Below are 15032 nucleotides of genomic sequence, written 5' to 3' on the forward strand. Positions count from 1 at the left end.
ATGGGAAAAGTAATTGCTGTAGCAAACCAAAAGGGCGGCGTTGGAAAAACAACAACCGCGGCAGCGCTGGGGGATATGTTAAATCATGCAGGGTTCAAGGTTTTGCTGATAGATATGGATGGACAGGCTAATCTGACATATAACATGGGTATTGAAAGACCAGATAAACTGACGCATACAGTTACAGATTTGATTATGGCAAAGGCAAATGGAGAGGCAGCAGAGTATAATGCCGTTGAATTTGTTTTAAAACCTGGAATAAGCCTTTTTCCGGCAAATATAGTTCTATCAGGGCTGGAAATGTCGTTAATTAACGCATTCCAGCGAGAACAGATTTTGCGGCTGATTATTAACGATATTCGAGATCAATATGATTATATTATCGTTGATACATCACCTTCGCTGGGGTTATTGACAATTAACAGTCTAGTCGCAGTTGATGAGGTAGTAATCCCAGTACAGGCACAGGTTTTTGCAGTTAAAGGGATGGAGCAGTTGTTTAAGTCAATATCTCTTGCAAAACGGATTAATCCAGATCTGCAGATTGCGGGAATCCTGCTTACGATGGTAGACGGCCGCAGCGGAAGTCAAAAAGATACTGTGTTGCAGCTTGATGCAGCCTTTGGAAATACCATACCCAAATTTGAGACAGTTATTCCCTTGCAGGTCAATGGTTCGAGGGCATCAAAGGAGCAGGAGGCAATCACTTCTTTTGATCCGGATGGTGCGGCTGCCAAAGCATATCAAAATTGGCTGACAGAGTATATGGGTATTACACAATATGTAAACTTGGAAGGAAACCAGATTGAAATTGGTGATGTCCTGCAAATAGGAACTGATCGATATCTGATTCACTATGGTTACTACGACAGGAGAACAAGAGACGGGAAAATAGTGAAAGCACTGGGTGCATATGCTGAAATGCTTACTGATGAAATGTCCCACGATGGGACAGAGGGAATTTTTCTGTCGATAGGCAGTTTTATGCAGCGATATAAAAGCTATAACAGAAGGAAGGTGGTGAGCGGTGATGGGTGAAAGAAAAATTAATTTTACACCATTGGAAGAAATGTTCGGAATACCGGCAGATAATTCTGCGCATCAAGAGGAAGTTAATAAGCAGGAGCAGGATATTATAATTGACATTGATAGAATGCTGGACTGGCATACAACGATAAATGTTCCCGGTGTAAAGGTACATCCGTTCAATCGACTTTCTGAAGCTAAACAGTTGGAGTTATGCAAAAGTATCGAAAAAAACGGATTGATATCGCCGATTATACTGAGAGTTGATCGAGATCGGACTGGATACTATGAAGTCATTGCCGGGCACAACCGAAGAGATGCAATGCGTAAACTTGGACATCATAGCCTAAGTAGCCAGTTGGGGCAAATTCGAGTCTTAAAAGATTGTAATGATATTAAGGCTACGTATTGGATGCTTGATTCCAATATCCAGCGTGAGGAGCAGCTTCCCAGTGAGCGTGCTGATGCATACAGCACTAAATATGCATTGATAAGAATGGAAGCACAGCAGAACCCGGCAATACTGTCCCACGATGGGACAGAACGGACAGATGAAGTGGCTGCCAGAATTATGGGCATCAGCAGAACAACATTGCAGAGATATCTGGCGCTGAAGAAACTCATACCGGAAATTCTGAAAATGGTTGATGACAAGAAATTGACGATCCCAGTCGCCGAATTGATTGCAGCCCTGAGTGCGGAGCAGCAATCAGCACTTTTTGATGCGATACAGGAAACGAAATGTCCGGGCCTTGCTTTGATTAAGCAAATCAGAGAACGCTGTAACGAGCAGTATCTTTCTGCTGAAGAACTCTGTGAAATGATTAGCCCCACGAAGCCGATGAATCGGATTAACCTGACGCCGGTTCTTAAATCGACAGCAAAAGCTTTTGCAAATCTGGATGTTCCGGAGGCTGACCAGGTAGAGTCAGCGGAACTGGAGCGAGTCATCACGGAGGCAATCAAGGCATATTTGGCGCAGATTTCTACCGGTAACCAAAAAAAGCAATGAACAGGTGAACTGTTACCAGTTTATTTTCGGTAGGAGTTGGTAATTTAGCATAGCTATCGGTATTCTGCAGCCTTTTTTGTTACCAGTAATAGTATTTAAAAAAATAAGTAGAGATTTTATTGGTAACGAGGTTCTTTGAGATATGACGTTGGGAGCGGAATGTGTATTATATAGTAGTTCAGACTATAGGAGTAGTAACTGTGGTGTATCTGACGAGTTAAGATAGAGGTGGGGATGTTTGGTATACTACAGTGGGACGGAAATGAAGACGGCAATTGGATAGGTTAAAAGTAAGACTCAGGTGAAGTAATATGCGTATAGGAATGATTTCTGCATTTGCCAAAGAATCGGCACGATGCACAAAGAAGTTGAAAGAATTGGAAGAACTCAGTGATAGTTTGGTACATACTGAAGTAGGCCAACAAATATTGAATGGTGATAAAAATTTAGCAAATGAGACAGCAAGACGATTTACGAAGATAATAGATATTAACAGTCTGCAGGATACAAATTTACAAGTGATTTCAGATTTCAATAATATCCTGCAAATCATAAAAATATCATATTTTGCTCACCGTGATTAAGTGGTGTCCCACCATGGGACAGGGAGTTACAAATGGATGGTGTTTTACTAATTAGAATATTTTTATCGGTTGTTGATGAACTGATGTCTCAGCCACGACTATATGCGCTGAGCAATCGAGAACGATATATCAATTTTAGAGCCGACGATTTTAAACGAAAATTAAAAGAAGTTATGTTAAGAAATCATAGTTGCCTTAGTTCTTCTAAAATAAAACCTATTTTAGAGGACTTCAAGGTGTTGCAATGGATTATCTGTGATAAGGAACGATTTACGAATGTCCAAAAAATTAATGAAAAATCTGCTCGAGTATTAACAGTAGATCGCAGCAAATATGAGTTACTGAAATCTCTAGATTGGGAAGATTCTTAGTTAAGGGAATTGAGTGTCCCACAATGGGACAGAAAGAGAAACTGAATCATGAAAAAAATCATTATAGGCTTCGGAATAGGAGGTCTTTTTTTGATGGTAATGATGGCATTCGTCTTAATCGTAGGTGTCTTGGGCGGTGGTTTAGATGAGTCATCGGCTTATGGTGCCAATGTGGCGTTGCCGATTACGATTAGTGGAGACATTCATGGCGATTCAATCACGATGGATATTTCTGGAGGCATTAATGCAGCTGACATTAAAGGAACCGTCAACGGCAAAAAATTCACCGCAAGTTCTAAGGCTTCCGAAGTTCAGCTGGACATACCTGGTCCGCCGGCGAGGACAGATTTCTTTTCGTATATGCCGCAGTTTGATCAGCGCTTGTACTCAATCAAACTGGATACATCATCGCCTCAGTTCAAATTGAATCAGTTATGCAGAACAGATGCTGAGGGTTTCCGACGGAAAGGGGATGCTTATCTGGTGGCAATGGGAACATACTACGGAGGACGGGATAATATTGGAGATCAATATAAATTGACATTCAGTGGAGGAACGACTAAGGAAATCATTGCAGTATTGGGTGATTGCAAAAGTGATGCAGAAACAGATGTAAAGCATCAGTATCATGCTAAAGGGGATAAGACGGTAGTTGAGTTTATCATGGGTGCTCGGGATAGCAAAAATAATTCCATCATCAATGAAAAGTTTGGAACCCTGATTAAAATTTCAAAGATTGGTATGAAGATTAAAGTAGAGGGAAGTGTTTCAAACAACTCTATCAAGATTTCAGGTACTGCCAATGGCACGCCGTTTTCTGCATCTGGGGAAATCAACAGCGGGCATTTTGAGGCGGCCGGCTACTACGGATCTGGAGCGGGAGGAGATCTGTTGTGGCCAACAACATCTACATACGTTACTTCGGAGTTCGGCTACAGAACAGATGCGTCTTATGCTGGCGGCAGCACGAATCATGCAGGTATTGACATCGGAGTGCCAGAAGGGTCAACGGTCGTTGCAGCCGCATCCGGCACGGTTGTGATTGCAGGCCCCCATGGAGGCTATGGCAAGTATGTAGAAATCGATCACGGGAATGGACTTGTGACCTGCTATGGGCATAATAGCATAATCAAAGTAAGACAGGGACAGAAAGTTAAAGCTGGAGATGTAATTGCATTATCCGGAAATACGGGTGTTTCTACCGGGCCACATTTGCATTTTGAAGTGCGGGTAAATGGCACGCCGGTGGATCCGATGAAATATTTGCGAGTAAAAGAGTAGGAGAACAATAGTGATGAGAAGAAAAAAGGCCGCTATAGCAGTAGTTTTACTGTTGGCAGCGGTTCTGGCGGCAGCTTTGCTGATCATGGGACCGCGAACAGCGGGGACACAATCTGCAGATATTGCAGATCCTAGTGAAGTGGGTACTGCAGATAAGCAGCAGTCTGATCAGCAGTCATCTCAAATTGATGACAATGAGGAATTGTTTAATCAGAGCCAAGAGAAAAAGTTGGAGAGAATCTTTAAAAACACGTATATCTATTATGATGAATTTCTTGAAGGAAAGCCAATTACCTATACTTTTTACGAAGATGGGACGATGGTGGCCTACTATTGGGATGATACGGAGTCAGAATCCATACCATTAAGCAGCCAGTGGGCACAGTATAGCGTTAATGACGATGTGACTGAGATAACGCTCGATTGGGGAGATGGGACGAGGACAACAGAGATATTTAGAATCAAGAAAAACGCTATTGTAATCGGAGAGACAGAGTTTCAGATCTCTGATCGAGAGATTCATCTTAATTAGTTCGATTCGTACCAGAGGGCAAGACACCTTTTACATACAAAAGAAAACGGAGAGAGAAAGGAGGAATCCCACCTTTACCCTCTGGTCTTGATTTTATTCATGGCGTTGATAAAAGTATCCCAAAATCGTCATACCTGTGAAAAATAGATTGACCCCAAAAGAGAAGAGGAGTGGAAAGGAACTTAGATTGCTGTTAAGGCAAAGATCAAGCCAATAGTCTATCCCCCTCGATGTAATATGTAGATTTGAAAACAACTGCACAATAAGTAAGTAATAGATTTGGAAAGAAATGAGCGCCTCAAATAAACAGGTTAATTCAACAGTGTATATGTCTGTTCGATCTGAAAGAATGAGTAGTATGAGAATGAAAAACTCAAAGTTTAAGTATAGTTTTTCAACGGATAGTAAAATTGATTCATTTTCTGTAATCCAGCAGATGAAGACCGAATTTCTGAAAGAATCAAGAGTGGTCAAGGCATCTAAGGTGTCATTGCCGAAGAAGGATAAGAATACTAAAAAGAGTAATAGTGTCCTGAAATAGAATTTTAGGCGGTTGATAAAAGTAAAATCTTGCTTGATTAGATTGTTGATGACATCAGGCAGTATTTTTTTAAACATGGAAAGGAGTACCTCCGTAAAATGATTAGTTTATTCTTAAGTACAATTATAGCAGTATTTGCTGCTTGGTTCTATGAGAAAAGGTTGAAAAAGAAGAAGCAAATTATAAAAGAGGAAGAAGAAAACAGGAAAGTCTATTTTGAGCAAGGCGACCGACAGGTAGCATATAAAATGCAGATTTTACATCAGGAGGGATTAACAGAGATACATTTGTTTTCTGTTCAACCATATGGTTCGCCGAAAGAAGTGTTGAATAATTGTGATGCGGTGGTGTGGGGAGAAATTGGTCTTGAACTCAATATGGGAGGAGAACAGATATATTTGCCATGGACATCAGTTTATCAGATAAAGATGACGATAGAAGAGGAGATGAGAAAATGACATATATAACACATTCGTTGGGAGGCGCTTTGGCGGGAACAGCGGTAATCGCGATACTTAATCCTGGAGACAAGGTTGCTGCAGCCGCAATTATGTCCGGCGCTGTTATCGGTTCATTGCTGCCAGATATTGATCACACCAGGTCTAAAGTATCTCGGTCATCAGCTGCAGCGAAAATTACATCTTATGCAGTTTCAGCTGTGACAAAGCACAGAGGTTTCTTTCATACTCCACTGTTTGTTTTGATTCTGGCATTGGCGCTTGGAACGGTAATCAATATTTTGCCGAACAATGATTTTGTCTTGGCCGCATGGAGCCTATATTTCGGTCTTTTACCGGGAATGCTGTCTCATTTGCTGCTGGATACCTGCAACCCCGGAGGTATCATGTGGCTTTATCCTGTATCGAACAAAAAACTCAGTATATTGCCAATCAAAACCGGCAGTCTTGGAGAGATAGCTGTCGCCATTATATTAGCAGTGCTTTTAGCTGCGTGGTATGGTATAGACGTTATGGGTATTTTGCACAGATAGCGGAGGTGGATGATGTTTGATATTGAAGCTTATCGCGAGCATTTGTATCAGCTGGTCGCAGAACAAAAGATATCTCGTCTGACTGCTGATGGATATGTTGGCTGCCTGGAGCGGTTGGATGAGAAAATTCGTCCAGATCAAGGCATAGCTGAAGTAATCAGGGAGCTTTGTAAAAACACACAGCAGGGCGGAAAATATATTGCGGCGGTCAAAAAATATGAACGGGATATACTTGATGCGCCTAAAAGCCTGCTCTACGGGCAAGAACTGTTCGATCTACGCAAGCAGTGCAAGCAGGCGCCAATCGGCAGGGAACCGGTTCTGCCAGAGCAGACGTATTTACGCAAAATCAACAGGTTGAATAATGAAACGGTCAGGGTTGCCCTGCGTCTGCAGGTGCGGTCAGGCTTGCGGATTGCGGAGATTGGAGATTTAAGAGCAGCGGACATTGAGATTACCGAAGACGGTATTAAGCTTTTCGTCAGGTGCGGAAAAGGGCGAAAATCCCGGCACGTAGATGCCATAAAGGATGTTTTTCTTGAAACCCATCTAAAAGAGCTGTTAGAGGGCAAATCTGGCGATGACAGGGCGTTTGATTATTCGACTGCTTATTTAAAGAAGAAGGCAAACGCACTAGGCATACCTACACATGATCTGCGTCGGATTAATTCCCGGATGCGATATCGGCAGCAGCGGGGAAATGGATTTGGAAGAAGAGAAGCTCGGAGACAAGTACAGAAGCAGCTGGGACATGCTCAAGCTGCTACAACAAGCGCATATTTAGGGAAGGAGTGGAGTGAGTAACAATGAATCAGAGCAAGTTTGACCGGCAGGTAGAAGCCGGTGCGGAAACCTTTATTAGAGGTGTCGGTGATGGGATAAAAAAGATGATTAGAGCGCCAAATTTGATTCTGGTATTTATTCTGGTTACCCTGGCTTGTGGGGTGATTTTCTATTTACGAGATATCATTTTGGGAAAGATTTTTCCGGAAGGAGAATTTAATGTTTTTACAATGGCAATTCATTTGATTTGGTTGATACCAATTTTGACATTGTATGGTTTTAGCAGGATGGAAGGGCAGACGACAGATGCTGCGGAGGCCTTTGCATCAATCAGGTTCTGCAATCGTCAAGGACAGTATCCCGAACAGATTGGTAAGGATGTTGATGGTAAGAAAGTTATTTTGTCATTTAGATCTCCTGGTCTTACAATTACGGACTGGCGGAGTCGTAAATCGGAACTGGAGACTGTTTTTGATTGCAACATTGTAAAGTTTGAAATTCCTGCACATACAAAGCAGATTATTAAAATGCATATTGTTCCCAGTAGCGACGGTCTCAGCACAAATCTTCTATGGGCAGATCAGTGCATTAGCGATAAAGAGTTCGTTATTATTGCAGGCGAGGATTTGCTGGGACCAGTGGAGTTCAATTTGGATAAATATCCTCATGCATTGATTGCTGGCGTCACCGGATCGGGCAAGTCTGTAGCGCTACGGTGTTTATTCTGGCAGTGTATCCGCAAAGGCGTTAAACCGTATATGATTGATTTCAAGGGTGGCATTGAGTTTTCAGCCTTTGAAAGCTTTGGCGAAGTCATTGCCAGACGGCAGGACGCGTTGGAACTTCTGAAAGATTTGAATCGAGAAATGATGATGCGGCTTGATTTATTCCGGGAAACGGGAACTAAGAATCTGTCAGAGTATAATCGGAGATATCCTAATGATGAGCTAGCCAGGGTTGTTTTGGTATGTGACGAAATTGCAGAGATGCTGGATAAGACTGGTTTGCAGGCAGCTGACAAGGCTATATTTTATGAAATAGAAAAAGAAATGTCATCTTTGGCAAGGCTTTCTCGCGCGGCGGGAATACATATGCTTTTGGCCACGCAGCGTCCTGATGCAAAGGTTATCGTTGGACAAATTAAGAACAATTTACCAATCAGAATCAGTGGAAGAATGGTTGATTCTCAAGCATCTGAAATGGTTCTTGGTAATACGAAAGCCGCTGAACTTGGAGATACGCTCGGTAGATTTATGTATTCTGTGGGCGCAGATACTTGGGAGTTTCAGGCATACAATTTTCAAGACGCAGACATCAGACCAGGGAATTATCAGCGGGGGAAGATGCTGCTTAACGAGGAGAAGAGTCGCGATTCATTTCGATTTGAAAAAGCCGAGGAAGATTATGACGAATATGAGGACCTGAAGAATTTTGAAGCGGATCATGAATACAGGGGCTTTTAGAAAGGAGGCAGAAGTGAAAAAGCAGAAAAAAATTAAAGTAACTAAAGTTAGATCCACGAAGCTACGAACAGCAGGAAAGGTACTGCTCTGGACCATGTTGGGATTGATTTTTATCAAAGGCGCTGCAGACATCATCATGGGAAACACCATATCAAAGCAGCGTGAAGCGATGGAGATGTACATGGAAACTGTCAGTGCCGAACAGAAGTTAAGAGACGGATCCATGGCGTTTGCCGAAGAATTTGTACGAGAGTATCTCACTTTTGATGGAGAACTTGGTGGTGATTATGAGAACAGAATTGCATCTTATACAGCAAAGAATCTTCGGATCGATGCTCCAGAAGAAGGAGTAACGATTGCTGTTATTGCTGTGAATGCAGTGGATGTGCAGCTGCTTGATGAAAGCCATGTCAATGTCACGGTAATGACGGAGATACAGTTTGGAAAAAGATACAGTAAGTTCAGTTTGAAAGTGCCTGTAGCATCCAGTGGAGGACAGTACGCTGTGGATGAGTATCCGCAGATTGTACCGAATCTGGAGGTGGCTGATGTTGGAATTGCGTCAGGTACGCTCAATGGAACAGAGGTTTCCAATCATGAGAAGGATCAGATTACGTCTGTCATAGAGAGCTTTTGCAAAGTTTACTATGGAGGCAGTGACGGTGAGTTGATGTATTATGTGTCGGAGGGAAGCGGTATTACAAATACTGTGGATGGCATGGAATTTGGTAGCATTGATACCTTGAGAGCAGTCTATATCGCAGAAACTGACAGCTATGTGATCGATGTGAGAATTAAAGTGGCAAACAGCGGAGTGATCCTGTCGCAGCATTTGTATCTGACAGCTGAAAAGGATGGGGATCGGTTCTACGTTACGAAAATAGATACGAGAATTTAGGAGGATGAGAAATGAATATCAATTATTTAAACAAAAAAATGGAGAGAAAAAATATGATTATGAGAATGGCAGTTGTCTTCATAGCTGCAGCGCTGCTGATTCTTTGTATGACAGCGCCGGCATTTGCGGCTGGTGGTGAACTTCAGACTGGAAAAAATTTCGGCGAGTGGGCATTAGATCAAATTTGGTATATCGCTTTGGCTGTCTGCGCATTTATGATTGTCAGATTTTTGATTAAGAAGGCATGGGTGCAGATGGTACTTTTTATCGTCTTAGGTGCATTATGTTTATTCTTGATCGCTTCTCCAGAGTCGCTGAAGGGCATTGGGGAAAAGCTGTTTAACATGATATAAGGAGTGTGTGATGGCAAAAGATGAAGACCGTATCATAGTGCTGCGTTCTTACGCTACAGTTTGGCAGTATGAGAAGAAGCTGTACTCAATTGATTCGTTAAAACTTTGGATTCCAGTTGCGGCAAACGATCTGCTCTTTTTTGTATTGGGACTTGTATTCATGGTTATTTTATCTAAAATACCGGTTATTACGACGATTCCCTGGGTGCTTCGGTATGGAGCTTTCCCGTTTCTAGTGATGAAATTTTTTACAAAAATGAAGTTTGACGGTAAGCCTCCGCATAAGTTTGCGATGGGTTATTTAGAGTACATGCTCTTGCCCGCATATTTATCGAAGTTTCAGGCATGTCATGAATATGCGGAAGGTTGTTTTCAAGACGTACTTTACCGTGGCATGGAAGTCATTAACATGATTGATGCCAGGCTACAGAGTAGCAGCGCTGAAAAGAAAAAGAGGAGGCGGGGGAAGTGAATTACGAGTTTCCAATCAAATATTTTGAGGAAAATTTGATTTTTAACAAACGCGGTGAATGTTGGGCTTGCTATCAGATTCTAGGTGTAAGTTATGACTATCTGTCTAAGGACAAAAAGATCATGCTTTTAAACCGTGTGACAAGGTTTATTTCCAACATCGGGGAAGAAGCTCAGCTTCTGATTATTCCGGTTGCGCAGGATATCAGGAAACATCAAGAGGCGCTGATGGACGCGATGGATCGCAGTGATCCGTTATATGCAGCATCACACGCGCATGCAAAGGGGACGATGCACTATTTGGAGCAAAAGATTAAGGACAACGGTGCGACGAATGACTATAACATCTATTTGCTTACAAAGTTGGAGCGACAGAGGATCAGCGGGGGGAATTTTGAAGAGCTGATCAAAAAGCCCATGAAGGCAATCAATGAGTTGTTCGATGTTGAGCAGAAGGACATCCTAGAGAGCGACATACGGGCGTATAAAGAGGTTGCTGTAAACTACTATCAATCCCAGAATCGAAGAATCCGCATGGAACCAGCATCCGTGGAGACGGTGCAGTGGTTGTATCGGCGTTTGACCCGACGAGGCGTGAGTGGCAGTGTTAAAGTTAGACAGAACGTAGATGGTTCTGCATGGAAGCCTGCTGCAGCGCCTATATTGAAGGATGGAGAGAAGGCAGTTCGTCCCCTACAGACGGATGTTTTAACGTTGTCCGAGGCTTTGATTAATCCAAAGGAACATCGGTATATCACTTGTGAAAATACGGATGGGACGATATCGTACCAGACATTTTTGTCAATGGCATCGGTTCCGGATGGTATGATCTTTCCAGGTGGCGAGTGGCTTTTACTCTTGCAAGATTATCCTTATGCGACAGAAGTTTGTGCACATATTACGACGATTGAGTACCGAGAATCTCTCAAAAAAATTGGTGGAAAGAAGCAAGAAATCGAATCACAGCAGGAACATGTGGCACAGTCAGCTCGGATCCCAGATGAACTTAGGGCTGCAGCCAGCGAAGCGAATCAACTGGAGGCTGAATTGCGGCGTACAAGAGATCCGCTGTGCAAGGTGTCTGTTACATTTTGTATCGCAAGCGATGACAAAGATTTGATGGAAGCGCATGCCAAATTTGTTCGAGAACGATATGAGGACAAACAATTCATGGTGGAGAGACCTATGACCGATCAGTTCAAGCTTTTTATGGAATGCATTCCTGGAGCTGGCAGGTATATGACGGATTACATCATACCGCTGCCGCCGAGAACAGTAGCTGGTTCTATGTTTGCTGTAACACGGCTTTTAGGGGATAATTTAGGCCCGTATATCGGTACGACAGGCGTTTTGGATAAGCTTGTATTTCTAGATTTAGCGCGTGCCTGTAGGCTTAATAACTCTGCATCAGCCTTTTTCTGGGGAACCCTGGGCGGAGGCAAGAGCTTTAACGCCAATTTGCTTGCGTATCTCAATGTGCTGTATGCGGGTGCAAAGGTTTTAATCGTTGACCCGAAAGGCGATCGTGATCGATGGAAAGATTGTTTGCCGTATTTAGCTGACCAAATTTCCACTATTACCTTATCGCCGGATGATAAAGGACAGGGTAGTTTAGATCCGTTTATCATTTATCGGGATGACATCAATCAGGCAGCAGAACTGGCAACAAATATTTTATGCGAGTATTTTGGTATTACTTCAAAGGATCTGGAATATACGGCAATTCTGGCAGCAATTGATCAGATTCGAATAACAGCGGGGAAACCATGTATGAATCTGCTTGCAGAGATCTTGGCAGATTTTCCTGATGAAGATGAGCTGAAGCCGGTAGCAAAGAATCTGGCCAGAAAGATTCAATTGTTACGTCGCGCTGGTATGGCGAAGCTTTTATTTGGATACGGAGATGAGGACGGATTGAGATTCACTAAAAAGATTAATATCCTTCAGATCCAAAATATGACAATGCCTAACGCGGAGACGCCCAAGCAGGACTACACGCAAGAAGAAAGATTGTCGACAGTGCTGATGCTTCCGATTGCCTCTTTCTGTATGAAATTTGCAGCTGCAAACCGAAGCGAATTTGATATCATTGTGTTTGATGAATCCTGGGCGCTGAATACGACTCAGATGGGAAAAAAGTTGACGAACTCTTTAGCTAGAATGGGAAGATCTCTTTATGCCAGCGCCATTTTTATCGGTCATAGTGTGTCAGATGTAGATAGCCCAGGGTTAAGGGAGGCAATTACCTATAAATTCTGCTTCAAAGCAAAGACAAGAGAAGAAATTATAAAATCTCTGCAGTTTCTAAATCTCGAAGCTACAGATGAAAATGTAGAACTTGTCATGAAGCTGCCAAACCGTACATGCTTGTTTCAGGATCTTGAAGGGCATGTCGGAGTGCTGCGCTTTGATGTAATCTGGCAGGATATTATAGATGCTTTTGATACAACACCTGGCGAAGAAAAAACGAGGAGTGACGCATCATGAAAAAGTATGCGAAATTCATTTTGTGCGTGGTCTTAATTATTGCATTGAATACAGTGGCAGCATATGCTGCAGATACAGATAATGGTAAGGCTGATGACGGTATTTTTGCAGCATTAGATGAAGTAAAGGCAAAAGGCAGTTTTTTGGAGTATCGTGATAATTATTATCTGGATATGGAGGATGTCTCGATTTTATCTAGTCCAGGCGCAGTGATTTTTAATATGCTTGCTAATGGTATCTTTGGGTGGAGCAAAAATATAGGATGCCTTACGGCTGTTGCAACGCGATTTGCCTTGGGTGTTGATATCTATAATCTGATTCGTGATTTCATTGAGCCGTTTTTTAACAGCATGCGAAAGATTGTCTTTGACAGCTATGCGACTTACTTCATTGCTATTGCTGCATTTTATTTTCTGGTTCAGCTGCTTCGCAACCGGCATTCCCAAGTAATTAGCGGTTTGCTTGCGGTAACAATGATTATTGCAGTGGGGCTTTTCTTTTATGCACGACCGATGTTTGTACTCAGTACGTTGAATGGTATTACAACAGAGTTGTCATCTACCGTGATGGATGCACCCTACGACACGCTAACTGATGAAGATTCAGATGAGGCAACAGCGGGGGATAAATCTGTGGTTTTAATTTTTAATGTGATGGTACACTCGCAATGGCAATATTTAGAGTTTGGAAGCATGAAACAGGCACAGAATCATGAGGCTTCAATTTTGCCATTGGAGGTTGATTCTGATGAAAGGCTTGACTATATCAGTGAGCTGGAAAAGCCCGGGTTAACAAAGGGAAATACGGCAGCGCAGATTGAGCGCTTCGGACTTGCCTTGATTTTTTTCATTTTTGATCTTTTACTGCTGATTATTATCTTAGGATTTTCAGTGTTAATCCTGGGATATCAGTTTTTTGTACTATTTTTAGCGATTTTAGGCACATTCATCTTTGTCTTAGCTTTGATTCCTGGTTATGGTACACGCCTGCTGAGACGATGGGCGCTGAAGTTGTTGTCGTCTTCGGCTGTAAAAATCATTTTGGTGTTTTTTATGGCAATCCTGTTCATCATTATGAATTTCCTGTATACCGCGACTGCAACTTATGGACTGCTGCCTGTTTTGTTTATGATGCTATCTATGTGTCTCATTGTTGCACTTAAACGTAAAGAAATCGCGGAACTGTTCCTGGGTACGTCCGGTGGAAAGGTAGTGGGTGCTGCTGGAGATATTGCTCATGGAACTTATTCGGAATTGACTGGATTAAAAGATAAACTAAGCGATTTGCGGCGTGGTCAGGAGCGAGAGATGGATGATGAGGAAGATGACGAAAGAGAGCGGCGAGAAGATCGGATGAATAGAAGAACTAATGAGTATTTGTCTGAAGAAGAGTTACGACGGTATCGTAGACAGATGGATGCAGGGCAACGCCGGGAAGATAGGTCAGGCACCAGAGAGACTTCTGATGCGACGCAGCAGGATGGTCATGATACGGGAAGATCTTCAGAACAGGTGCAGCAGTCTGAAGATAATAACGGTCTGCAGCAAATGCAGGGAAGAGTGCTCCAAGGTGAATATTTCACTGGTGAAGATTATAAAAAAGCTGAAGAAATTTTGGAGCAGAATTATCAGTTATCGAAATTAAAATCGGAGAGGACTGCGAAGGAAAGCGGAGAGTTGGCGCAATACAGCGATTTTGTGCAGCGAACAGATGCAATCCGGGAACTTGGTGGCGGTTCGATGTTTGATGATCGAGATATTTTAAAAACTGCTCGCATACTGCAGCGCACAGAAGCTGCTGGGGGCAGCATGGACGATCTGATTGGAGATCCGCAGGAACGGAACAGCGGGGATAGAAATCTTTCTCGGCAAGAGGAACTTCGACCGCAAAGTGTGATGGATTATATGTCGGAGACAACGCAGGAAGAATTGCGAGTAAACAATACAGACAGCGTTGTGGCCGCAGCATCCGATTACCGAGATTCAGACATTCATAAAGGGCACGAAAATGTTGGCGATGTTGTGGCGGAGCAATCGACTGCAGTGCAGGCTGAACGACAAGGACTAAGCTTTTTCAAAGAACAATTCGGTGAAGAAAAAGGTGAGAAATACTATGAAAAGATGTGTTCTAAGTATGGCGAGGAGGTTGTAAGTCAGTTCAGTAGCGAGGAACAGGTTAGCTACTCTGCAGTAAATCAGATATTGCGGAACAATATGGGTGAGAAGCAGTAATTGGGAAG

At 42.7% G+C, this 15032-nt stretch carries 15 protein-coding genes; all 15 read left to right on the forward strand.

Annotation, left to right across the window (positions count from 1 at the left end; genetic code table 11):
* Complete coding sequence (locus V1225_RS05055) at positions 1 to 1038, forward strand: AAA family ATPase (protein ID WP_338547699.1); 1038 nt, start codon at positions 1 to 3, stop codon at positions 1036 to 1038.
* Positions 1031 to 2038 (forward strand): ParB/RepB/Spo0J family partition protein, encoded by a 1008-nt coding sequence (locus V1225_RS05060; RefSeq protein ID WP_338547700.1) that lies wholly within the window; start codon positions 1031 to 1033, stop codon positions 2036 to 2038. Before V1225_RS05055 ends, V1225_RS05060 begins: the two co-directional genes overlap by 8 nt.
* A 311-nt stretch (positions 2039 to 2349) precedes the next feature.
* Positions 2350 to 2622 carry a hypothetical protein gene (locus tag V1225_RS05065; RefSeq protein ID WP_338547701.1) on the forward strand — a complete coding sequence of 91 codons (273 nt, stop codon included), beginning with the start codon at positions 2350 to 2352 and terminating at the stop codon, positions 2620 to 2622.
* Positions 2623 to 2654: 32 nt separating this feature from the next.
* The gene (locus tag V1225_RS05070) at positions 2655 to 2993 is read left to right on the forward strand and encodes a hypothetical protein (RefSeq protein WP_160202074.1); all 339 of its coding nucleotides are present in this window, start codon (positions 2655 to 2657) and stop codon (positions 2991 to 2993) included.
* Positions 2994 to 3086: 93 nt separating this feature from the next.
* The gene (locus V1225_RS05075; RefSeq protein WP_338548157.1) at positions 3087 to 4274 is read left to right on the forward strand and encodes a M23 family metallopeptidase; all 1188 of its coding nucleotides are present in this window, start codon (positions 3087 to 3089) and stop codon (positions 4272 to 4274) included.
* 13 nt (positions 4275 to 4287) lie between these two features.
* A complete protein-coding gene (locus tag V1225_RS05080) occupies positions 4288 to 4806 on the forward strand; it encodes a hypothetical protein (protein ID WP_338547702.1) in 519 nt (172 codons plus the stop codon).
* Positions 4807 to 5445: 639 nt separating this feature from the next.
* Positions 5446 to 5805: a hypothetical protein gene (locus V1225_RS05085; RefSeq protein ID WP_338547703.1), complete on the forward strand. Its 360-nt coding sequence runs from the start codon at positions 5446 to 5448 to the stop codon at positions 5803 to 5805.
* A complete protein-coding gene (locus V1225_RS05090) occupies positions 5802 to 6338 on the forward strand; it encodes a metal-dependent hydrolase (protein ID WP_338547704.1) in 537 nt (178 codons plus the stop codon). Before V1225_RS05085 ends, V1225_RS05090 begins: the two co-directional genes overlap by 4 nt.
* A 12-nt stretch (positions 6339 to 6350) precedes the next feature.
* On the forward strand, positions 6351 to 7142 hold the full coding sequence (locus tag V1225_RS05095) for a hypothetical protein (protein WP_338547705.1): 792 nt from the start codon (positions 6351 to 6353) through the stop codon (positions 7140 to 7142).
* A 2-nt stretch (positions 7143 to 7144) separates the two neighbouring features.
* The gene (locus tag V1225_RS05100; protein ID WP_338547706.1) at positions 7145 to 8584 is read left to right on the forward strand and encodes an FtsK/SpoIIIE domain-containing protein; all 1440 of its coding nucleotides are present in this window, start codon (positions 7145 to 7147) and stop codon (positions 8582 to 8584) included.
* Between the two features lie 13 nt (positions 8585 to 8597).
* Positions 8598 to 9482 (forward strand): conjugal transfer protein, encoded by an 885-nt coding sequence (locus tag V1225_RS05105; protein WP_338547708.1) that lies wholly within the window; start codon positions 8598 to 8600, stop codon positions 9480 to 9482.
* 11 nt (positions 9483 to 9493) lie between these two features.
* Entirely contained in the window at positions 9494 to 9835 is a 342-nt protein-coding gene (locus tag V1225_RS05110) for a TcpD family membrane protein (protein ID WP_161908403.1), read from the forward strand.
* Positions 9836 to 9845: 10 nt separating this feature from the next.
* The gene (locus V1225_RS05115) at positions 9846 to 10307 is read left to right on the forward strand and encodes a TcpE family conjugal transfer membrane protein (RefSeq protein ID WP_338547709.1); all 462 of its coding nucleotides are present in this window, start codon (positions 9846 to 9848) and stop codon (positions 10305 to 10307) included.
* The gene (locus tag V1225_RS05120) at positions 10304 to 12793 is read left to right on the forward strand and encodes an ATP-binding protein (protein WP_338547710.1); all 2490 of its coding nucleotides are present in this window, start codon (positions 10304 to 10306) and stop codon (positions 12791 to 12793) included. The genes V1225_RS05115 and V1225_RS05120 overlap by 4 nt, the downstream gene beginning before the upstream one ends.
* Positions 12790 to 15024 carry a CD3337/EF1877 family mobilome membrane protein gene (locus V1225_RS05125; RefSeq protein ID WP_338547711.1) on the forward strand — a complete coding sequence of 745 codons (2235 nt, stop codon included), beginning with the start codon at positions 12790 to 12792 and terminating at the stop codon, positions 15022 to 15024. Before V1225_RS05120 ends, V1225_RS05125 begins: the two co-directional genes overlap by 4 nt.
* Positions 15025 to 15032: the final 8 nt, after the last annotated feature.

The sequence above is a fragment of the Emergencia sp. JLR.KK010 genome, from assembly GCF_037018265.1.
Taxonomy (GTDB): domain Bacteria; phylum Bacillota; class Clostridia; order Peptostreptococcales; family Anaerovoracaceae; genus Senimuribacter; species Senimuribacter intestinalis.